We start from the raw sequence: 20,244 nt of genomic DNA on the forward strand, positions 1-20,244 counted from the left end.
CGCGGGCGCGATCCGCATGCTTGCTGCGTGCTGAGGCGAGGTCAGCGGGTCCGTCAGGACTCGAACGCGGTGGGCAGGTACTGCTCGACGTTCTCCTCGGTGACGACCGGCGCGAAGAGCTGGACCGTACGCGGCACGCCCGACGACGCGAGGTCGCTCATGTTCTTCTCGTGCGCGACGAGGCGGGCGAGCTTGATGCCGTCCGCCGCCTGGGTCGACGGGTAGACGACCGTCGCCTGCAGCACCGAGTCACCGGCCTGGATGTGCTCCATGACCTGCTTCGAGCCGGCGCCGCCGACCATGAAGAACTCGTCGCGGCCCGCGTTCTCGATCGCCTGCAGGACGCCGACGCCCTGGTCGTCGTCGTGGTTCCAGATGGCGTCGATCTGCGGCGCGGCCTGGAGCAGGTTGGCCGTCGCGGCCTCGCCACCCTGGACCGTGAAGTCCGCGGCGACGCGGTTGTCGACGTCGAGGCCGCAGTCGGACAGCGCGTCCTCGAATCCCTGGCTGCGGTCCTGCGTGAGCGGGAGCGAGTCGATGCCCGCGATCTCCGCGACGACGGCGTCAGGGTTGTCACCGAGCTGCTCGCAGATGTACGTGCCGGCGCTCACGCCCATGCCGTAGTTGTCGCCGAGGACCGTGGCGCGAGACGCGAACGGGCTGGAGAACTCGCGGTCGACGTTGATGACGGGGATGCCGGCCTCCATGGCCTGCGTCGCGACGTCGGTGAGCGCCGCGCCGTCGAACGGCAGGAGCACGATGGCGTCCACGCCGTCGTTGATGAAGCCCTCGATCTGGCTGATCTGGACCGAGACGTCGTTCGTGCCCTCCGCGACCCGGAGCTCGACGTCCTCATAGTTCTCCGCCTCGGCCTTGGCGGCCGCCGAGATGGCACCCATCCAGCCGTGGTCGGCCGCCGGGGCCGAGAAACCGATGACGACCTCGTCGCCCGGGGCGTCGTTGTCGGAGACCGCCTGGTTGGTCCCGCCGCCGTCGCCCTCGGCCGTGTCCTCCTCGGCCGGGGTGTTCGAGGTGCAGGCCGTGGCGATCAGCGCGATCGACGCGGCGGAGACGGTCGCGAGCGTGATGCGGCGACGGAGGGTGGTACGTGCGGACATGGGATCTCCTTCGATGCTGTCCTGCGAGGGGAAACTTTTCCGGGAGCAGGTGGTGCGGGTGGTTACGGGGTCATGACCGGGCGGCGGCGCGGGGCCGACGCTCGGCGTGCTAGGTCCTCGGTCGGGCGATGCGCTGCTGGAGCAGCACCGCGGCGACGATGATGACGCCCTTGGCGATGGCCTGGACGGAGCTGTCGAGGTTGTTGAGGATGAAGACGTTGGTGAGCGTCGTGAAGATGAGGACGCCCAGGACCGTGCCGACGATCGTGCCCCGGCCCCCGGCCAGGAGCGTGCCGCCGACGACGACGGCCGCGATCGCGTCGAGCTCGAGGAGCGTGCCGTTGGTCGACGAGCCGGCACCCGTACGGGCGAGGATCATGACCCCGGCGATGCCGGCGGTGAGGCCGCACAGCGCGTACACGTACACGAGGTGCCGCTTGACGTTGATCCCCGCGAGCCGCGCCGCCTCGGGGTTGCCGCCGACGGCGACCGTCCGGCGGCCGAACGTCGTCCGGTTGAAGAGGAACCAGCCCAGCACGGCGACGACGGCGAAGATCCAGACGATCTTGGGCACCCCGAGCAGGTCTCCCTCGAACGTGTTCTCGAACGAGGCCACCTCGACGATCTGCGTCTGGCGCTGCGCGATGATCTCCGCGAGGCCACGCGCCGCGATGAGCATCGCGAGCGTGGCGATGAAGGCCACCACGTTCCCGTAGGCGATGATCACCCCGTTGATGAGCCCGGCACCCACACCCACGGCGAGCGCGCACAGGACCATGACGATCCAGCCGTACTGGTCGGCCATCTGCTGCGTCGCGAGCGTGGTGGCCCACACCGACGCGAGGCCGAGCACCGAGCCGACCGAGAGGTCGATGCCCCCGGTCGTGACGACGAACGTCATGCCGATGCTCACCACGCCGAGGACCGCGCCCAGGCTCAGGATGGTCATGAGGTTGTTGACGCTCGCGAAGCGCTCCCCCGCCGTCGCGAACCCCACCACGCACAGCAGCAGCAGGGCTACGACGAGACCGACGTTCCGGCCCGCGGCCCCGGACAGGATCCCGCTACGTCGACGTTCGCCCGCCGCCCTCTCGACTCGCGCCGACTCGTCGGCGTCTGGCTTCTTCGCCGGCATCTGGGCCGACACCTGCTGCTCGCTCACGCGACACTTCCTTCCATGACCATGTCGAGCACCTGGTGCTCGTCGATCGAGCTCGAGGGCCCCTCGTGCACGACGCGACCCTCGGAGACGACGAGGACGCGGTCGGCGAGGCCGAGGACTTCGGGGATCTCGCTGGACACGACGACGACGGCGGCGCCCTCGTCGGCGAGCCGGCGGATGAGGGCGTAGATCTCGGCGCGCGCGCCGACGTCGACGCCGCGTGTGGGCTCGTCGAGGAGCAGGACGCGGCAGCCGTGGACGAGCCAGCGGGCGAGCATCGCCTTCTGCTGGTTGCCGCCCGACAGGGTGCGGATCGGGCGGTCGACACCGGCGGGGCGCAGCTCGAGCGAGTCGGCCTGCTCCTTGGCGGCGGCGCGCTCGGCCCCCTCGTCGAGGAGGCCGAAGCGTGCGAAGCGCGCGAACGTCGAGAGGGTGACGTTGCGGTAGACCGGCTCGTCGAGCAGCAGCCCCTGGCTCTTGCGCTCCTCGGGCGCGAGCCCGATCCCGGCGTCCACGGCAGCGGCCACGGAACCGGGGCGCAGCTTCTTGGAGTCGACGGTGACGGTGCCCGCCGTCGCGCGGCGCGCCCCGTAGATCGTCTCGATGATCTCGGACCGGCCCGCCCCGACGAGGCCGGCGAAGCCGACGATCTCTCCTGCGCGGACCTGCACGCTCACGTCGGCGAACGTGCCGCGCAGCGAGAGTCCCTGGACGTCGAGGACGACGGGTGCTTCCTCGGCGAGCTCGGAGGCGTCGGGGAAGACGTACTCGACGGAGCGCCCGGTCATGAGGGTGATGAGCTTCGACGTCGGGGTCTCGGAGACCGGGAGGTTCTGGGCGACGGTCTGGCCGTCCTTGAGGACGGTGATGCGGTCCCCGATCTCCCGGATCTCCTCGAGCCGGTGCGAGATGTAGACGACGGCGACGCCTGCGGCCGTCAGCTCCTTGACGACGCGGAAGAGGTTCGCGACCTCCTCGGAGTCGAGCACCGCGGACGGCTCGTCCATGATGATGACGCGCGCGTCGTGCGACAGGGCGCGCGCCATCGAGACGATCTGCTTGCCGGCCGCGGACAGGTGCCCGACCTCCTGGTTGGGCGAGACCTCCGAGTGCCCGAGACGCTTGAGCAGCGCCCGCGTCTGGCGGACGGCCTCGCGGCGCTGGGAGAAGCCGGCGGTCGCGAGCTCGTGGCCGAGGTACACGTTCTCCGCGACGGTCAGCCCGTCCACGACGTCGAGCTCCTGGTACATCGTCGCGACACCGTGCCGCAGCGCGGCGACGGGGTCGGAGATGGTGATGGGCTCGCCGTCGAGCAGGATGTGCCCTTCGGTGGGTTGGTGCGCGCCGGAGAGGACCTTGATGAGCGTCGACTTGCCGGCGCCGTTCTGCCCGAGTAGGCAGTGGACCTCGCCGGGAAGGATCTCGAGGTCCACCCCGTCGAGCGCCCGGGCTCCGGGGAAGACCTTGACGATGCCCTGCATCTGCAGGAGCGGCTGGGTGGGGTCTGCAGTGACCATGTCGGCGAACCTAACCGACCTTTTGCCGAGCGTCAATCAGAAGTTCCGGTTCTTCTGCCATCGTTACCTCTCTGAAACCTACAAAAGCCGGTCGGCGTTGAGAGGTTGCGTCCGCATCTCCGCCGAGGAAGGCTTCGCCGTGCCGGTGGGCGGTTCGCCCTGAGGGCTTGAGCAGGTGAGGTCGTCGGTCGGAGCACGGAAGGCGTCTGGGGAGTCGTTCCGGTAGGGCGTCGCACGCCCGGACGGAGGCTCGGCCTCGAACCTCGAACTTCTGGCGACGTCGATGTCGCCACACGAGGGACGGTAGGGTACCTTTTGGCGATCGTCAAGCAAAAGCCGATGACTCGTCCGTCTCGACGGACGACCGACGAGAGGCTCCGTGATTCACTGTGCCCATGGAGGAACTGCTCAAGTTCGCGCCCCGTCCCACGGGCGCCGGCGACATGTTCCAGCTGCTCCGGGACGGTCAGCCGCGCACGCGCGCCGACCTCGCATCGATCACGGGGCAGGCCCGGTCGACCATCGCCGCGCGCATCGACCTGCTGATGGCCGCGGGCCTCATCGCGCCCGCCGGTGAGGCGAGCTCGACCGGCGGTCGCCCGCCCGTGACCTTCGCCTTCAGCCCGGAGGCCCGCGTCGTGCTCGCCGTCGACCTCGGCGCGACCCACGCCCGCCTCGCCGTCACCGACCTCGCGTCGAACGTCCTCGCGGAGACGGACGCGGCGCTCGCGATCGCGGACGGCCCGGACGTCGTCCTGTCCTGGGTCGTCGAGACCGGCGAGAAGCTCGTCGCGACGACCGGACGCACGATCGACGACCTCGTGAGCGTCGGCGTGGGTCTGCCCGGCCCGGTCGAGCACTCGACCGGACGCCCGATCAACCCGCCGATCATGCCCGCGTGGGACGACGTCGACGTGCCGGGCATCCTCGCGAAGCACTTCCACGCCGCCGTCCTCGTCGACAACGACGTGAACATCATGGCCCTCGGCGAGCACCGCACCGCATGGCCCGACGTCACGGACATGCTGTTCGTCAAGGTCGCCACGGGCATCGGCTCCGGCATCATCGCCGACGGCGAGCTGCGCCGCGGCGCGCAGGGGGCCGCCGGGGACATCGGGCACGTCGCCGTCCCGAGCGCCGCGGACGTCCCGTGCCGCTGCGGGAACGTCGGCTGCCTCGAGGCCGTCGCGAGCGGCCAGGCCGTCGCTGCCGCGCTCACCGCGGCCGGGCTCGGGGCCGCCACGAGCGCCGACGTCGTCGCGCTCGTCCGAGCCGGGGACCTCACCGCGAGCCAGGCCGTGCGCCAGGCCGGCCGGGACATCGGTTCCGTGCTCGCCGCGTGCGTGAGCCTGCTCAACCCGTCGCTCATCGTCATCGGCGGCATCGTCGCCGAGGCGGGCGAGCACCTCATCGCCGGCATCCGCGAGATCGTGTACCAGCGTTCGCTGCCCCTGGCGACCCAGCACCTGCGCATCGTCACGTCGCAGGCGCGCGGCCAGGCCGGCGTCCTCGGTGCGAGCGCCATGGCCGTCGATCACGTACTCTCGCCCGCAGCGATCGACGCCCTCATCGCCTGAGGTCGCCGCAGCCAGGTCCGGGCGCGGTCCCGGGCCCTCCGCACAAGTGTGACGAAGCACGAAGGAGGACTTCATGACCGAGCGGGACCGTCGAGCGCTCGTGGTCCGGGGTGGCTGGCCCGGGCACGCACCCGAGGAGGCCGCCGAGCTGTTCGTCCCGTTCCTCGAGGCGTCCGGCTACGACGTGACCCTCGAAGGGTCGCTCGAGGCGTACGCCGACTCGACGTTCATGGCGGAGATCGACCTCGTCGTGCAGTGCTGGACGATGGGCGAGATCCTCCCCGACGAGATGCGCGGGCTGCGGACCGCCGTCGCGAACGGCACGGGCTTCGCGGGCTGGCACGGCGGCATCGTCGACTCGTTCCGCCTCGCGACCGACTACCTGCAGATGGTCGGGGGCCAGTTCGCCGCGCACGCGCACGACCTCCTCGACCACACGATCGACATCGTGCCCGAGCGCGCCGAGCACCCGATCGTCGCCGGGATCAACTCGATCTCCCTGCACTCCGAGCAGTACTGGGTGCTCGCGGACTCGTACAACGAGGTCCTCGCGACGACGACGATCATGCCGCGCGACGGCGACCCCTGGCACGAGCCGGTCGTCTCCCCCGCCGTGTGGACCCGGCAGTGGGGAGCCGGGCGGATCTTCGTCTGCGCCGCCGGGCACCAGCTCGCCGACCTCGAGATACCGCCCGTCCGGACCATCGTCGAGCGCGGCATCCTCTGGGCGAGCCGCTGACGCCACCTGAGGTCGTCGCCGCCCCGCGGCCCCGCGGCGGCACCCGTCAGGGCAGGGCCGCCGCGAGGTAGGAGACGACGGCGCGGCGCAGCTCCTCCTCGAACGCCCCGCGCTCGTCGTCGGGCGCGTCCGCGACGAGCGGCATCATGCCCCTCACGACCTGGATCGTGACGACGGCGACCCTCCGGATCGTCTCCGGGTCCGCACCGGGCGAACGCAGCGCGAGGAGCGCCGTCACCCGGCCCTCGGTCGCGGCGTGCAGGGGTGCGGTCGCCTCGCGCAGCGCCGGCGGCATGTCGGTGCGCGCGAACAGCGCCTTGAACCCGTGGTGCTGGGCGTTGAACGCGACGAGGGGGGCGAGGACGCGCTCGACGAGGGTGTCGAGCGGCGCCGCGACGAGGTCGACCCCCTCGAACGCCTTCTCCTGCACGGCACGCAGCGCGGTCGTGTAGTGGGTCGTGAGCGCCCCCACGACCTCGTCCTTGCTGCGGAAGAACTGGTACAGCGAGCCGGGCGAGATCTCGGCCTCGCGCGCGATCGCGTTCGTCGTCGTGCCCTCGTAGCCGTCCCGGGCGAGCACCCTCGCGGCCGCTGCGAGGATCTGCTCGATCCGCCGCTCGCCCCGCGCCTGACGTCGCACCGCCTGCGCCATCCCGTCGCCCTCCTGGCACACCCTCGACAAACACGAGCATTCACTCGTATTCTCGCTCGCACAGAACGCGAGCGATCGCTCGCGTTGACGCTACCACGCACGCCCTGGAGGCACCGTGATCGTCCGCTTCGTCACCCGCAGCCCTCGGCTCGTCGTCACGCTCGCCGCACTCCTGCTCGTCGCCCTCGGTGCCGTCGCGGCCGGGACCCTCGACGCGCTCTCCCTGAACCGGTACGAGGCACCTGGCTCCGAGTCCGTGGCCGCGCGCTCCGCCCTCGCCGACCTCGGCACGGGGACCCCGAACGTCGTCCTGCTCGTCGAGGCCACGGGCGGCACGATCGACGACCCCGAAGTCGCGCGGGCCGCGACCGCGCTGGCCCATGACCTCGCCGCACAGCCGGGCGTCGGAGACGTCTGGTCGGCCTGGAGCCCCGGCGCGCCGTCCACGCTCGCGAGCGAGGACCGCACGTCCGGCCTCGTGCTCGCCTGGGCCCCCGGGGACGCCGACCACGTGCGCGGGACGGTGCTGCCCGCGCTCGAGCGGGAGGTCGTCGATCCCGTCCGGGCCGCCGGGACCGTCGACGTGACGCTCGGCGGCGGGGACGAGGTGTTCCGCGTCGTCGCCGAGCAGGCGCGCACGGACTTCCTGCGCGCGGAGCTGATCGTCCTGCCCCTCGTCGGGCTCCTGCTGTGGGCGGTCTACCGCCGCCTGGCCCCCGCGCTCGCGACCCTCGCGACCGGGGTCCTCGCCGTCGTCGGTGCGCTCGCGCTCCTGCGCGTCGCCACGACCTTCACCGAGATCTCGACCTTCGCCTCGAACATCGCGTTGGTCATGGGCATCGGGCTGGGCGTCGACTACGGGCTCTTCGTGGTCTACCGCCAGCGCGAGGAGCTGCGTGCCGGGCACGACGTGCGCGCGGCGACCGTCGCCACCCTCCGCGGCGCCGGGCGCACCGTGCTGTTCAGCGGGGTGACCGTCGCCGCGTCCCTCGCGGTGCTGCTCGTCTTCCCCTTCCCGTTCCTGTCGTCGTTCGCCTACGCGGGGGTGGCCGTCGTCGCCGCGGCGGTGCTCGCGTCCGTCGTCGTGCTCCCGGCGATCCTCCTCCTCCTCGGGGGCCGCGTGCTGCGCCGGTCGGAGGGCCGCCCCGGACCTGCCGGCCGAGGCGAAGGGCGGCGATGGGCGCGGCTGGCGGCGGGCGTCATGCGGCGGCCGGTGCTCACGGGTGGTGCCGGCGTCGTCGTCCTCCTGCTGCTGGGCGCACCGGCGCTCGGCATCACCTTCGGTGCGCCCGACGACCGCGTCCTCGCCGGCGATCACGCGGTCCGCACGATGTACGACACCGTGCGAGCCGACTACGCGACCGAGGAGGCCGACGCCGTGCAGGTCGTCCTGCCGGACGCTGTCCCGGCCACCTCGAGCGAGGACCTCGCGGACTACGCCGCCCGGCTGTCCGCACTCCCCGGGGTCCAGCGGGTCGACGCCGCGCCCGGCGCGTTCGTCGACGGGGCCGTCGTCGGTCCCCCGGGCCCCGAGGGTCCGACCCGGTTCGCCCCGCCGGGCGCCGCCGGGACCTGGCTCTCGGTCCTGCCGACCGGCGAGCGGCTCACCGCCGACCCCACGGGCCTCGTCGCCGCCGTCCGCGCCGTCGACGTCCCCGACGGCCTCAGCGACCGCCTCGTGGGTGGCTCCCCCGCCGAGCTCACGGACTACCGCGACGGCGTGGTCGAGCGGCTGCCGCTCGTCGCGGCGCTCATCGCCGTCGTGACGTTCGCGGTGCTGCTCCTCATGACCGGCTCCGTGGTCGCGCCGCTCAAGGCGATCGTGCTCAACCTCCTGAGCCTCTCGGTGATGTTCGGGGTGCTGGTCTGGGGCTTCCAGGAGGGCGGGCTCTCCTGGCTCCTGGGGTTCGAGCCCACCGGGACCATCGAGCCCAGCATCCCGCTGCTGATGTTCTGCATCGCGTACGGGCTGTCCATGGACTACGAGGTGTTCCTCCTCGCGCGCATCAAGGAGGACTACGACCGCACCGGCGACGTCGTCGGGTCGGTGCCACGCGGCATCGCGCGCTCGGCCCCGCTGGTGTCCGCCGCCGCGCTCGTGCTCGCCGCATCCTTCGCGGTGTACGCGACGAGCGAGGTGACGTTCCTCCAGCAGCTCGGGATCGGGATGGCGCTCGCGGTGCTCGTCGACGCGACCATCGTGCGCGGGGTGCTCCTGCCCGCGTTCATGCGGCTCGCCGGTCGCGCGAACTGGTGGGCACCCGCACCCCTCGCGCGCTGGCACTGGCGGCTCGGCCTGGGCGAGAGCCGCGTGGCCGACGGCGCGACGCTCCCGGCTCCCGGTGAGCGACCGGCCGACCCGGTCCGCGCGCTCTGAACCGGTGCGGGCTCGGGTGGCGCGCGGGTCACCGTGGTCGCCCGAGCCGCGACGGTCCCTACACTCGGCGCGTGACGTCCTTCCGCAGTCTGCTCGCCTACCTCATCACTCCTCTGGCGTCGGACGACGTCCCGGATCTCGCCGTGCTCGCGGACCTCGTGCGCGGCGCGGTGGCCGCCGGGGTCGACGGCATGGTCGTGCTCGCCTCGTCCGGTGCGGGGGTGTCGTTCGACGACGGCGAGCGCGACGCCGTCGTGCGGGCGGCGGTCGAGGCAGGCGCCACGACCGGCCGACGTGTCCCCGTGCACGTCGCCGTGAGCGGCACCTCGACGCGCGAGGTCGTGGCACGGGGGCGCGCCGCGCAGGACGGCGGCGCGGACGGGCTCGTGCTGGCGCCGTTCTCGTACCTCCCGCTGGACGAGCGCGAGGTCGTGGCGCTCTTCGAGGCCGTCGCGGACGCGGTCGACCTGCCGGTCTGCTACTACAACCGGAGTGTGCAGACCGCGTACGACCTGACGCCCGACGCGCTCGCCCGGCTCGCGCGGAGCACGACCGTGACCGCGGTGAAGGACCCGGCGTCGACGCCCGCACGACCGACCGGTCGCGTCGCCGAGCTGCGCGCGGCCACCGCGGGCCTCGGCGTGAGCGTCGGCCTCAGCGGTGACCCCTCGCTCGTCGGCGTGGCCGAGCCCGCCGACGCGTGGCACACCGGCCTCGCGGGCCTCGTCCCCGCGCAGTACGTGGCGCTGCGCCGCGCGCGGGCCGACGACACCGCGCCGGACCCGGCCACCGCAGCCTGGCTGCGCGACCTCACCGGTGTGCTCGCCACGCTTCGGCCCGTGAGCGGCTTCCACGCACTCGCGAACCTCCTCGGCGTGCCGACGGCTCCCCCGCGCGGCCCGTCGCTGCCCGTCCCGCCTGACGGCGTCGCGCGGCTGCGTGAGCTCGTCGCCCGGCGTCCTGCCGCAGAGGCGGCGCCGTGACACGGCGCGAGCCTCCCGTGGCGGGAACCTGGCGCGCTTGACCGCTGCCCGCGCAACCGCCCGCGGTGTCGGGCCTGGGTGGCCGGCGTGGGCGGCGTGCTCGGGCTGCCGCGCCGTCACCGTGGTCGTTCGTCCTCGCTCCACGTGCGCGACTCTGACGCCCTTAGCACACCACCCACCCCGACCCTGCCTCGTCCCACCTCGACCGGTCCACGCACGTCAGGTTCCGCGGGTCACTCCACCGGCCGCCCCGCACGACGGCAGGTCGTGCACGGTGCACGACGGCAGGTGGTGCACAGTTCGGCAGCTCGAGGTGCCGATCGAGCACGCGTCGTGCCGAACCGTCTGTCCTCCGCGGCTCGGGCGGTGACGCTCACGACGGGCGGTGGGGTCGTGCATGGGCGAAGGGCAGGACGAGCGGTGGGAAGGACCCGGGCGATCTCGTCGAGCGGCACTGTTGGCCGCTCGTCCGTCACGTCGTCGTCTAGCGGTCGTCGAGCACTACGCGCGGTCTGCGGCTCAGTCCTCCGGGTTCTCGTTCTCCGCCTCGCCCGCGGCACCGACGAGGTCCGCGACGGCGGCCGGGCCGCCCTCGAGCAGCGCGACGAAGCCCTCCTCGCCGAGGATCGGGAGGCCGAGGTCGCGTGCCTTGGTCTCCTTGGAGCCGGCGTTCTCGCCGACGACGACGTAGTCGGTCTTCTTCGAGACCGACCCCGACGCCTTGCCGCCGGCCGCGATCACGGCCTCCTTGGCGCCGTCGCGGCTGAAGCCCTCGAGCGAACCGGTGACGACGACCGTCAGGCCGGCGAGCGGACCGGCGGGCTCCTGGCGCGCGCCCGGACCCGGGTGGTCGGGGATCTCGAACCGCACGCCGGCGGCGCGCCAGCGGTCCACGATCTCGACGTGCCAGTCGACCGTGAACCACTCGACCACCTGGTCCGCGATGACCGGCCCCACACCCTCGACCGCGGCGAGCTCGTCGCGCGTCGCGGCACGGATCGCGTCGAGCGAGCCGAACCAGTCCGCGAGCGCGCGTGCCGCGACCGGCCCGACGTGCCGGATGTTGAGGCTCACGAGGATGCGCCACAGGTCCTTGGTCTTCGCGAGCTCGAGCTCCTCGACGAGCTTCGTCGCGTTCGTCGACGCCTCGAAGAGAGGCTCCCCCGCCTCGACCGCCTCGCGCTCCGCGGCCTTGGACAACTTGCGCTTCTTGCGGAACGGCCATACGGACTTCACGGTCGCCGTCGAGCCGTCGGGCATCGTGATCTCGGCGGGCTCGCCCGTGCCGTCGTAGGGGCGCGGCAGGCCGGTCTCGGAGTCTCGGACCACGACGCGGATCGGGACGAGCTGCCCGACGCTCAGGTCGAACAGCCCGGCCTCGGTCGGCAGCGGCGGCTCCGCGGGCTCGAGCGGCTGGGTCAGCGCGGCGGCGGTGACCTCGCCCAGCACCTCGACGTCGAGCCCACCGCGCGACCCGACGTGCTCGACGCGGCCGCGCACCTGCGCCGGGCACGACCGGGCGTTGGGGCACCGCAGGTCGACGTCGCCCTCCTTCATGGGGCGCAGGGGCGTCCCGCACTCCGGGCAGTACGCGGGCATGACGAAGTCCTCGCGCGGGTACCCGTCGTCCGCGAGCGCCGCGACGGGACCGAGGATCTCCGGGATGACGTCCCCGGCCTTGCGCAGCACGACCATGTCGCCGATGCGCACACCCTTGGCCCGGACGACGTCCTGGTTGTGCAGCGTGGCCTGTCGCACCGTGCTGCCGGCGACCTTGACCGGCTCCATGACCGCGTACGGCGTCGCGCGTCCGGTCCGGCCCACGCCCACCTGGATCGCGAGAAGCCGGGTGTTCACCTCCTCGGGCGGGTACTTGTACGCGATCGCCCAGCGCGGCGCGCGGCTCGTCGCGCCGAGCCGTCGCTGCAGCGCGAGCTCGTCGACCTTGACGACGATGCCGTCGAGCTCGTGCTCGATGTCGTGCCGGTGCTCGCCGAAGTACGCGATGCGTTCCATGACCTCGTCGAGGCCCCGCACCACCCGGTTGTGGGGCGAGACGGGCACGCCCCACTGCTCGAGCAGCGCGTAGGCGTCGGACTGCCGCTCGAGCTCGGCGTGCTGACCCCGTTCCCACTGCAGCGCGCCGACGCCGTGGGCGTACATCCGCAGGTTGCGGCTCGCGGTCACGGCGGGGTCCTTCTGCCGCAGCGACCCGGCCGCGGTGTTGCGCGGGTTCGCGTACGGGTCCTGACCGGCGGCCACCAGCCTCTCGTTGAGGGCCGCGAAGTCCGACACCCCCATGAACACCTCGCCCCGGACCTCGATGACGTCCGGGTGGGTCCCCGGGTCTCCCCCGAGCCGCTGGGGGATCGACGTGATCGTCCGGACGTTCGCCGTCACGTCCTCCCCGGTGCGTCCGTCGCCGCGCGTCGCGGCCCGCACGAGCCGCCCCTTCTCGTAGAGCAGCGCGATCGCGAGGCCGTCGATCTTCACCTCGCACAGGTACTCGACGCCGGCGTCCGCGCCGACCCCGAGGTCGCGGTGGACGCGTGCCGCCCACGCCGCGAGGTCCTCCTCGCTGAAGGCGTTGTCGAGGGAGAGCATCGGCTCGAGGTGCTGAACGGTCGCGAAGCCTGCGGCGGCGCGCCCGCCGACGCGCTGCGTCGGCGACTCGGGCGTCTGGAGCGCGGGATGCGCGGCCTCGAGCGCCTGCAGCTCGTGCATCCGGGCGTCGTACTCGGCGTCGGACGAGACCGGCTGGTCCTCCTCGTAGTACGCCCGCTGGTCCGCCTCGATCTGCGCGACGAGCTCGGCCCAGCGGCGCTGCGCGCCCGCCTCGTCGAGCTCGGCGGCCGACGTGGCCTCGGTCTGGGGCCCCGTCGCGGCAGGTGTGGTCGGGGCGGACGTCGCGGGGGTGCTCTCGCTCACCGGGACATCATCGCGCGGACCGCCGACATCCGCCGTCCTCGGCCGGGGCCCGGCGCCCGTATCACCGTGCGGCTGCGGGCACGACCCGCTCACTCCCACCCGTGGGACGCGTCCTCGTGCATCGGCGGGCACGTGCCGCCCGGCTCGATCACGGCCTCGAAGTGCCACAGCTCGTTCGCGTAGGTGCGGCACAGGCCGAAGTCGGCCCCGTGCTGCTCGAGCCACAGCGCGCCGTCGGTCGGCCCGACGTCGATCGCGAGTCCCGCGACGTGCTCCGACGTCTCCGGCGGCAGCACCCAGCGGTGCGCCTCCTCGGCCGACCCGTAGCGCTCGAGCGCCGCCTCGACGAGCGCCTGCTGCTCGGCAGCGGTGCGCCACCCGGACGTGAGGGTGAGCTCGATGCCGTCGGCGTCCGCGGCGGCGCGTGCCTCGTGGAAGCGCCGTTCCAGCTCCTGATCAAGCCCGGCGGCGAGCGCGGTCGCGGGGGCCTGTCCCCCGGTCGGCGACGCGACCGCCGACGCCGCGGCACCGTCGTCGGACGCCGCATCGATCGTGTGGAAGGCGCTCGCCGTGACTCCGGCGGCGGCGAGCACCATGAGGACGAGGCCCGCGCGTCGGGCACGACGGCGGTGCCCGCGGGCCGGGGCGTGACGGACCGGCGAACGCGGCGGGAGCGGTGTCGTGGTCATCCTCCGAGGCTCGCCGTCCGCGGACCGTCACCACATCGGCCCGACGGCGGCGCCTCGCCCGCGCCGTCGGGCGCACCCCGGGCGTCCCGGGTCATTCCCCGGCCCGACACAGGTCCGTCCTGGGGCGGAGAGCAGGCGGCGGCCTTCCCACCCCGGGCGGTCCCCACGCGGGCGGGGCCCCACTACGGTGGGCGGGTGCCCCAGCCGACCCGTCTGCCCGTGTGGGCGCAAGACCTCGCCGTCGCCCTGGCGGTGGGTGTCGTGTGGTTCTCGGTGGTGACGGTCCTGCAGCGCGGCGACTACTGGTACCCGCGCTCGATCGAGTCGTACCACTGGGTCGGCGTCTGGATCGTGGTGACCCTCGCGGCGCGACGCGTCGCCCCGGGACCGCTCTTCTGGGTGACCGCGATGGTGTACCCGCTGTGCCTGCCCTGGATGTTCCAGTCCTACTTCGAGGTGGTGCCGCTCATGGTCGCGGGGTTCGCCGCGACGCGGTCCGGAGCGGTCCCGTGGCTGCTCGCCGGCATCGCGGGCGGCCTGTCGGCGTTCTCCCTGCTCCTCGCCGAGCGCCCGCGCATCGCCCTGCCGCCCTCTCCCTTCGACCCCGGCTGGCTGTGGGTGACGCGGTCACCGTCCGACGTGGTGGTCGTCCTCGCCCTCGTGCTCGGGGCGTCGGCGGCCGGGTACTTCTTCCGGCGGCTCGCCGTGACGTCCGAGCGGCTGCGCGAGCGCAACGCCGAGCTCCAGGCCCTGCAGGCCGAGCTCGCGGAGCGTGCCGTGCTCGCCGAGCGCACGCGCATCGCGCGGGAGCTGCATGACGTCGTCGCGCACCACATGTCGGCGATCGTCGTGCGGGCCCAGGCCGCGGACCGCGTCGCGGCGAACCAGCCCGATGCCCCGGCCGACGCGGTGCGCTGGATCAGCGACGAGGGCAAGCAGGCGCTCACCGCGATGCGCTCGGTCGTGCAGGTGCTGCGCCGGGGCACCGAGGCCGACGGCGGCACGGCCGCGCTCGCCCCGACACCGGTCGCCGCGGGCGCCCCCGACGAGCTGCGCGCGGCCGCCCGCCGACTGCGCGACGCGGGCCGCGACGTCGACCTCACCCTGCCCGACCCCTGGCCGACGACGAGCGCCGAGTCCGGCCTCGCCGTCGTCCGCATCGCCCAGGAGGCCCTGACCAACGTGCTGCTCCACTCCCTCGCGCGCGACGTGGTCGTGACCGTGTCCCACGACGACCGGCGCTTGCTCCTGCGCGTGCACGACGCCGGGCCGCCCCTGCCCGCCACCGGAGACCGGTCGGGCCACGGCCTCACGAACATGCGCGAACGCGCGCTCGCCGCGGGCGGTGCGCTGACCGTCGGGCCCGACGGGAAGGGCGGCTGGGCCGTCGACGCGTGGATCCCGACGGGGGCGGAGGCGTGAGCGCGCCGGACCTGCCGGGCGGGACGGAGCCGGGAGCGCCGGTACGCGTCGTCGTCGTGGACGACCAGGCGACGATCCGACTCGGGCTGCGGATGATCCTCGACAACGAGCCGGACGTGACGGTCGTCGGCGAGGCCGGGGACGGCGAGACGGCGGTGAGCATGGCGCGCGCTACGCCCCGACGTCGTGCTCATGGACGTGCGCATGCCGCGGCTCGACGGCATCGAGGCGACCGCACGCATCGTCGCGGACCCCGACCTCGCCGACGTCCGCACCCTCGTCCTGACGACGTTCGACGACGACGAGTACGTGTACGGCGCGCTGCGCGCCGGCGCGGCGGGGTTCCTGCTCAAGGACGCCGACCCCCAGACGCTCGTCGACGCGGTGCACCGCGTCCGGGCGGGCGACTCGCTCCTCGACCCGGCCGTGACCGGACGCATCATCTCGACGTACGTCGAGCTCGCCCGGCAGGCGCCGCTCGCGGCCGACGGCGCCGCCCCGGGCGCGGCTCAGAGCCCCGTCACCGGCCTGGGCGCCGCCACCCCGCGCGAGCGCGAGGTGCTGCTCGCCGTCGCGCGCGGGCTGTCGAACCGCGAGGTCGGCGCCGAGCTCCACCTCACGGAGGCCACCGTGAAGAGCCACGTGCGCTCGCTGCTCACCAAGGTCGGGCTGACCAACCGCGTGCAGCTCGTCATCCTCGCGTACGAGGCCGGCTTCGTCCGCCCGGGCGAACGGCTCTGACGCCGGCGCTCAGAACGCGTCGACGAACGCGCGCACGACATCGCGCCGGTCGTCCGCACGGACCACGATCGCGAGCTCGGCGGGAGCGATCCCCGTGACGGGTCGGCTCACGACACCGGACCGGTCGTAGAGCACTGCGTTCCCCGCGGCGAGCAGGACGACGCCCATGCCTGCCGCGACCGCCTCCAGCGCCTCGTCGGCGTGGTGCGCCACCGCCCCGACCACCGGCGCGGTCCCGTCGCGCTCCGCCGTCGCGAGCCAGAAGTCCCGCACGGCGCCGGACTCCGGCGGGAGGGTGACGAACGGCTCGTCCTGCAGCGCCGCGAAGGGAACCTCGTCGAGCGCGGCGAGGGGGTGCTCCGCAGGAAGCGCGACCCATCGCTGCTCGCGGACGAGAGAACGCGCGCGCAGGCCCGGGGCCGTGACCGGCAGCCACAGGAACGCGACGTCGGACGTCCCGTCGGCGAGACCAGCGGTCGGCTCGTCCCAGGTGGCGATGCGCAACGACACCGTCCACCCGGGTGCTCGCTCGCGGAACCGGGCGAGAGCACGCCGCTGGAGGTCACGCCCGACCGCCGTCTGCATGCCGACGACGAGCGTGCCCGGCGCGGCCGTCGCGCGCGCTGCGACGAGACCGGCGGCCCACTCGTCGACGACGTGCCGCGCCGCGGGGAGCAGCGCGGCGCCCCGGGGCGTGAGCGACATCCCGCTCGCGTGCCGCTCGAACAGGGCGAACCCGACCTGGCGCTCGAGGGAGCGCACCTGCTTGGACACCGCCGGCTGCGACACGAACAACCGCTCCGCGGCGCGCGTGACGCTCAGCTCGTCGGCGACGGCGACGAAGTACCGCAGGTCCCGCACGTGGACGTCCATAACCGACGAGTATGCCCACAGATCTTGGACGAGCGGCGGCGCCGGGCGGGAGGCTCAGCACATGACACGCACACTGCTCCCCCTTCCCGTCCGCCGGCTCGGCGGACTCGAGGTCTCGGCCGTCGGTTTCGGCGCGATGGGCCTGTCCCCGGGCATGTACGGCGAGGTCGACGACCTGCGAGGCGTCGCCGCACTGCGCCACGCGTTCGACGCCGGGACGACGCTCGTCGACACGTCGGACGGGTACGGCGACGGCCACAACGAACGCCTGGTCGGCGAGGCTCTGCGGGGCCGGCGCGACGAGGTGGTGGTCGCGACCAAGTTCGGCTTCCTCGTGCCCGACGGCGAGCCGCGCCACACGTTCCCCGTCGGCTATCGCTTCGGCGAGCTCGCCGTGAACGCCGACCCGCGGCTCGTGCGCGGGTACGCCGAGGCGAGCCTGCGCCGCCTGGGAACCGACGTCATCGACCTCTACTACCCGCACTTTCCCGACCCCCAGATCCCCCTCGCCGACACCGTGGGCGCGGTCGCGGAGCTCGTGGGCAGCGGGCTGGTGCGGTTCCTCGGCCTCTCGAACGTCACCGCCACCCAGCTGCGCGAGGCGCACGCGGTGCACCCCGTGAGCGCGGTGCAGGTCGAGTGGTCCATGTGGAAGCGGCCGGACGACGCGCTGCTCGCCGCCGCCGACGAGCTCGGGGTGGGCGTGGTGGCCTGGGGGCCGCTCGGCAACGGGTTCCTCACCGGCGCGGTCACGCAGGTCGGCGACGACGACTTCCGCGCTCATGCCCCGCGGTTCTCTCCGGAGAACCTGGTCGCGAACCACGACCGCTTCGCACCGGTCCGAGCGATCGGGGACCGTGCGGGTCTGTCGCCCTCCCAGCTGGCGCTCGCCTGGCTGCTCCACCAGCGACCCGGCGTCGTCCCGATCCCCGGGAGCCGGACGCCGGCGCACATCGACGACAACGTCGCCGCCGCGACCGTCACGCTGCACCCCGACACCCTCGCGGCCGTCGAGGAGGCGCTGGCCGGCGTCGAGGTGTCGGGCGCGACCCTGCTCGCCACCTGAAGCAGGCGTCCGCCCACCGTCGGCGCCGTAGGGTGGGTGACCATGACCGCCGAGCAGACCACCGCCACGACGACGCCCGGGCACGACGACGCACCGCACGACCCGTACCTCTGGCTCGAGGACGTCGAGGGAGACGAGGCGCTCACGTGGGTGCGCGCCCGCAACGCGGAGGTCGCGCACACGCTCGAGGCGGCCGACGAGTTCGCCGCCACCGAGGCCGCGATCCGCGAGGTGCTGGACTCGGACGCGAAGATCCCCGAGGTCTCGAAGATCGGCGAGCACTACTACAACTTCTGGCGCGACGCCGCGCACGAGCGCGGGCTGTGGCGCCGCACCACGCTCGACTCCTACCGCACGGACTCCCCCGCCTGGGAGACGGTCCTCGACCTCGACGCGCTCGCGGCCGCCGAGGGCGAGAGCTGGGTGTGGCACGGAGCGTCCGTCCTGCGCCCCACGCCCGAGCAGCTCGCCGCCGGCGCGCAGTGGCGGCACGCGCTCGTCGAGCTGTCCCCCGGCGGCTCGGACGCCGACGTGACGCGCGAGTTCGACCTCGCCGAGAAGCGCTTCGTCGAGCCCGTCGACGGCGGCTTCCACCGCGCCGAGGCCAAGGGCGCGCTCGGCTGGGTCGACGCCGACACCGTGTACGTCTACACCGACTTCGGGGAGGGCTCGCTCACGCCGTCGGGTTACCCGCGCGTCGTGAAGCTCTGGCGGCGCGGCACCCCGCTCGAGGCCGCCACGACGGTCTACGAGGGCACCGACGAGGACATGTACATCTCGGCCTGGCGGTCGCACACCCCGGGCTTCGAGCGCGACTTCGTGCACCGCTCCAAGGCGTTCTACTCCGACGAGCTCTACCTCGCCGAGCACACCGGCACCCCGGAGCAGCGCCTGACGAAGATCGACGTGCCCGACTCGGCCGAGGTCGGCGTGCGCCGCGAGTGGATGCTCGTCGAGCTGCGCGACGACTGGAGCGTCGGCGGGGCCACGTACCGCGCGGGCTCGCTCCTCGCGGCACGGTTCGACGACTTCCTCGCCGGGGACCGCGGCTTCACGGTCCTCTTCGAGCCCACGCCGACGACGTCGCTCGCCGGCGCGACCTGGACCCGCCACCACCTCGTCGTCAACGTCCTCGACGACGTGAAGAACCGGCTGCAGGTCCTCACGCCGCCCGACCTCGAGGCGACCGACGCCGCGGCGGACGCGCCCTGGGAGCGCACCGCACTCAGCGGCCTGCCCGAGCTCGGCACCGTCGCCGTCGGGGCGGTCGACCCCGTCGACACCGACGACCTCTGGCTCGTCACGACCGACTACCTCACGCCCACGACGCTCTCCCTCCTCTCGCTCGGGGAGCACGCCGGAGAGGTGGGCGAGCCCGAGGTGCTCAAGTCCAACCCGGCGTTCTTCGACGCGTCCGGCATGACCGTCGCCCAGCACTTCGCCACGTCCGACGACGGCACGCGCGTGCCGTACTTCGTCGTCGGGCGGGCGGACCTCGTCAGCGGCGCGCCCGACGGCGGCCCTGAGACGGACGGCGAGACCGACGGCGCGAGCGGCGAGCCGGGGGGCCCCGGCCGCGCGCCGACGCTCCTCTACGGCTACGGCGGCTTCGAGATCTCGCTGACCCCCGGCTACTCCGGCGCGCTCGGCCGCGCCTGGCTCTCCCAGGGCGGGGTGCACGTCGTCGCGAACATCCGCGGCGGCGGCGAGTACGGCCCTGCGTGGCACCAGGCCGCGCTCAAGGCGGACCGCCACCGCGCGTACGAGGACTTCGCCGCCGTCGCGCGCGACCTCGTCGCGCGGGGCGTCACGACGCACGAGCACCTCGGCACGGAGGGCCGCTCGAACGGCGGCCTGCTCGCGGGCAACATGCTCACGCAGTACCCCGAGCTGTTCGCCGCGGTCATCGTGGGCGTGCCCCTGCTCGACATGAAGCGGTACACCAAGCTCCTCGCCGGCGCGTCGTGGGCCGCCGAGTACGGCGACCCGGACGACCCCGAGCAGTGGGAGTTCCTCCGCACCTTCTCGCCGTACCACCTGTTCGACGCCGAGCGCGAGTACCCGCCCGTGCTGTTCACGACGTCGACCAAGGACGACCGCGTCCACCCCGGCCACGCGCGCAAGCTCGCCGCGAAGATGCTCGGCGAGGGCAAGGACGTCACCTACTACGAGAACATCGAGGGCGGCCACGGCGGCGCCGCGAACAACGCCCAGGCCGCCCACATGGCCGCGGTGCACTACCGCTTCCTCACGGAACGCCTCGCCTGACGTCGGGTCGGGGCTCGACCTGAGTTGGGCGTGCTGTGGTCGGGTCCGCGGCCGGGGCGGCGTCGGTGCTCGGGCTGTCCGCGCCGTCACCCTGGTCCGTCGGGCGTGGGTTTCAGGAGCGCGGCCTTGACG

The 20,244-nt window shown here is 73.4% G+C and carries 15 protein-coding genes; 8 read left to right on the forward strand and 7 right to left on the reverse strand.

Going from position 1 to position 20,244, the window contains the following annotated elements; translation table 11 throughout:
- Positions 1-53 precede the first annotated feature (53 nt).
- The 3 genes from AC4H2H_RS16915 to AC4H2H_RS16925 all read right to left on the reverse strand — a co-directional run bounded on the left by AC4H2H_RS16915 (position 54) and on the right by AC4H2H_RS16925 (position 3,797).
- On the reverse strand, positions 54-1,118 hold the full coding sequence (locus AC4H2H_RS16915) for a substrate-binding domain-containing protein (protein ID WP_494371987.1): 1,065 nt from the start codon (positions 1,116-1,118) through the stop codon (positions 54-56).
- Between the two features lie 109 nt (positions 1,119-1,227).
- Positions 1,228-2,280 (reverse strand): ABC transporter permease, encoded by a 1,053-nt coding sequence (locus AC4H2H_RS16920; RefSeq protein ID WP_494371988.1) that lies wholly within the window; start codon positions 2,278-2,280, stop codon positions 1,228-1,230.
- A complete protein-coding gene (locus AC4H2H_RS16925) occupies positions 2,277-3,797 on the reverse strand; it encodes a sugar ABC transporter ATP-binding protein (RefSeq protein ID WP_494371989.1) in 1,521 nt (506 codons plus the stop codon). The genes AC4H2H_RS16920 and AC4H2H_RS16925 overlap by 4 nt, the downstream gene beginning before the upstream one ends.
- 395 nt (positions 3,798-4,192) lie before the next feature.
- Here AC4H2H_RS16925 and AC4H2H_RS16930 point away from each other — a divergent pair, with 395 nt between their 5' ends.
- Together AC4H2H_RS16930 and AC4H2H_RS16935 are read left to right on the forward strand one after the other, a co-directional pair.
- Entirely contained in the window at positions 4,193-5,374 is a 1,182-nt protein-coding gene (locus tag AC4H2H_RS16930) for an ROK family protein (protein WP_494371990.1), read from the forward strand.
- A 73-nt stretch (positions 5,375-5,447) separates the two neighbouring features.
- Positions 5,448-6,113 carry a ThuA domain-containing protein gene (locus AC4H2H_RS16935; protein WP_494371991.1) on the forward strand — a complete coding sequence of 222 codons (666 nt, stop codon included), beginning with the start codon at positions 5,448-5,450 and terminating at the stop codon, positions 6,111-6,113.
- Between the two features lie 46 nt (positions 6,114-6,159).
- On the opposite strand, the gene AC4H2H_RS16940 is transcribed toward AC4H2H_RS16935, so the two are convergent.
- Positions 6,160-6,765, reverse strand: a complete 606-nt coding sequence (locus AC4H2H_RS16940) for a TetR/AcrR family transcriptional regulator (RefSeq protein ID WP_494371992.1) — start codon at positions 6,763-6,765, stop codon at positions 6,160-6,162.
- A 115-nt stretch (positions 6,766-6,880) separates the two neighbouring features.
- Here AC4H2H_RS16940 and AC4H2H_RS16945 point away from each other — a divergent pair, with 115 nt between their 5' ends.
- Entirely contained in the window at positions 6,881-9,142 is a 2,262-nt protein-coding gene (locus tag AC4H2H_RS16945) for an MMPL family transporter (RefSeq protein WP_494371993.1), read from the forward strand.
- Positions 9,143-9,213: 71 nt separating this feature from the next.
- On the forward strand, positions 9,214-10,125 hold the full coding sequence (locus AC4H2H_RS16950) for a dihydrodipicolinate synthase family protein (protein WP_494371994.1): 912 nt from the start codon (positions 9,214-9,216) through the stop codon (positions 10,123-10,125).
- A gap of 519 nt (positions 10,126-10,644) precedes the next feature.
- Here AC4H2H_RS16950 and ligA read toward each other — a convergent pair.
- A complete protein-coding gene (ligA, locus tag AC4H2H_RS16955; RefSeq protein ID WP_494371995.1) occupies positions 10,645-13,053 on the reverse strand; it encodes an NAD-dependent DNA ligase LigA in 2,409 nt (802 codons plus the stop codon).
- A gap of 89 nt (positions 13,054-13,142) precedes the next feature.
- A complete protein-coding gene (locus AC4H2H_RS16960; RefSeq protein WP_494371996.1) occupies positions 13,143-13,742 on the reverse strand; it encodes a M15 family metallopeptidase in 600 nt (199 codons plus the stop codon).
- A 195-nt stretch (positions 13,743-13,937) separates the two neighbouring features.
- On the opposite strand from AC4H2H_RS16960, the gene AC4H2H_RS16965 reads away from it, so the two are divergent.
- Both AC4H2H_RS16965 and AC4H2H_RS16970 read left to right on the forward strand, forming a co-directional pair.
- On the forward strand, positions 13,938-15,164 hold the full coding sequence (locus tag AC4H2H_RS16965) for a sensor histidine kinase (RefSeq protein WP_494371997.1): 1,227 nt from the start codon (positions 13,938-13,940) through the stop codon (positions 15,162-15,164).
- Positions 15,165-15,356: 192 nt separating this feature from the next.
- A complete protein-coding gene (locus AC4H2H_RS16970; RefSeq protein ID WP_494371998.1) occupies positions 15,357-15,905 on the forward strand; it encodes a LuxR C-terminal-related transcriptional regulator in 549 nt (182 codons plus the stop codon).
- Positions 15,906-15,914: 9 nt separating this feature from the next.
- Here AC4H2H_RS16970 and AC4H2H_RS16975 read toward each other — a convergent pair whose 3' ends face one another.
- The gene (locus AC4H2H_RS16975; protein ID WP_494371999.1) at positions 15,915-16,778 is read right to left on the reverse strand and encodes a LysR family transcriptional regulator; all 864 of its coding nucleotides are present in this window, start codon (positions 16,776-16,778) and stop codon (positions 15,915-15,917) included.
- A 61-nt stretch (positions 16,779-16,839) separates the two neighbouring features.
- Here AC4H2H_RS16975 and AC4H2H_RS16980 point away from each other — a divergent pair, with 61 nt between their 5' ends.
- The gene (locus tag AC4H2H_RS16980) at positions 16,840-17,844 is read left to right on the forward strand and encodes an aldo/keto reductase (RefSeq protein WP_494372000.1); all 1,005 of its coding nucleotides are present in this window, start codon (positions 16,840-16,842) and stop codon (positions 17,842-17,844) included.
- A gap of 42 nt (positions 17,845-17,886) precedes the next feature.
- Positions 17,887-20,112: a prolyl oligopeptidase family serine peptidase gene (locus AC4H2H_RS16985; protein WP_494372001.1), complete on the forward strand. Its 2,226-nt coding sequence runs from the start codon at positions 17,887-17,889 to the stop codon at positions 20,110-20,112.
- Positions 20,113-20,244 lie beyond the last annotated feature (132 nt).

It is taken from the genome of Cellulosimicrobium sp. BMG9.22, assembly GCF_059159975.1.

Excerpts from the sequence above, each read along its gene's own strand:
- AC4H2H_RS16915 (WP_494371987.1), bottom strand. The coding sequence starts at position 1,118 with ATGTCCGCACGTACCACCCTCCGTCGCCGCATCACGCTCGCGACCGTC.
- AC4H2H_RS16925 (WP_494371989.1), bottom strand. The coding sequence starts at position 3,797 with ATGGTCACTGCAGACCCCACCCAGCCGCTCCTGCAGATGCAGGGCATC.
- AC4H2H_RS16930 (WP_494371990.1), top strand. The coding sequence starts at position 4,193 with ATGGAGGAACTGCTCAAGTTCGCGCCCCGTCCCACGGGCGCCGGCGAC.
- AC4H2H_RS16935 (WP_494371991.1), top strand. The coding sequence starts at position 5,448 with ATGACCGAGCGGGACCGTCGAGCGCTCGTGGTCCGGGGTGGCTGGCCC.
- AC4H2H_RS16940 (WP_494371992.1), bottom strand. The coding sequence starts at position 6,765 with ATGGCGCAGGCGGTGCGACGTCAGGCGCGGGGCGAGCGGCGGATCGAG.
- AC4H2H_RS16960 (WP_494371996.1), bottom strand. The coding sequence starts at position 13,742 with ATGACCACGACACCGCTCCCGCCGCGTTCGCCGGTCCGTCACGCCCCG.
- AC4H2H_RS16970 (WP_494371998.1), top strand. The coding sequence starts at position 15,357 with ATGGACGTGCGCATGCCGCGGCTCGACGGCATCGAGGCGACCGCACGC.
- AC4H2H_RS16975 (WP_494371999.1), bottom strand. The coding sequence starts at position 16,778 with ATGGACGTCCACGTGCGGGACCTGCGGTACTTCGTCGCCGTCGCCGAC.
- AC4H2H_RS16980 (WP_494372000.1), top strand. The coding sequence starts at position 16,840 with ATGACACGCACACTGCTCCCCCTTCCCGTCCGCCGGCTCGGCGGACTC.
- AC4H2H_RS16985 (WP_494372001.1), top strand. The coding sequence starts at position 17,887 with ATGACCGCCGAGCAGACCACCGCCACGACGACGCCCGGGCACGACGAC.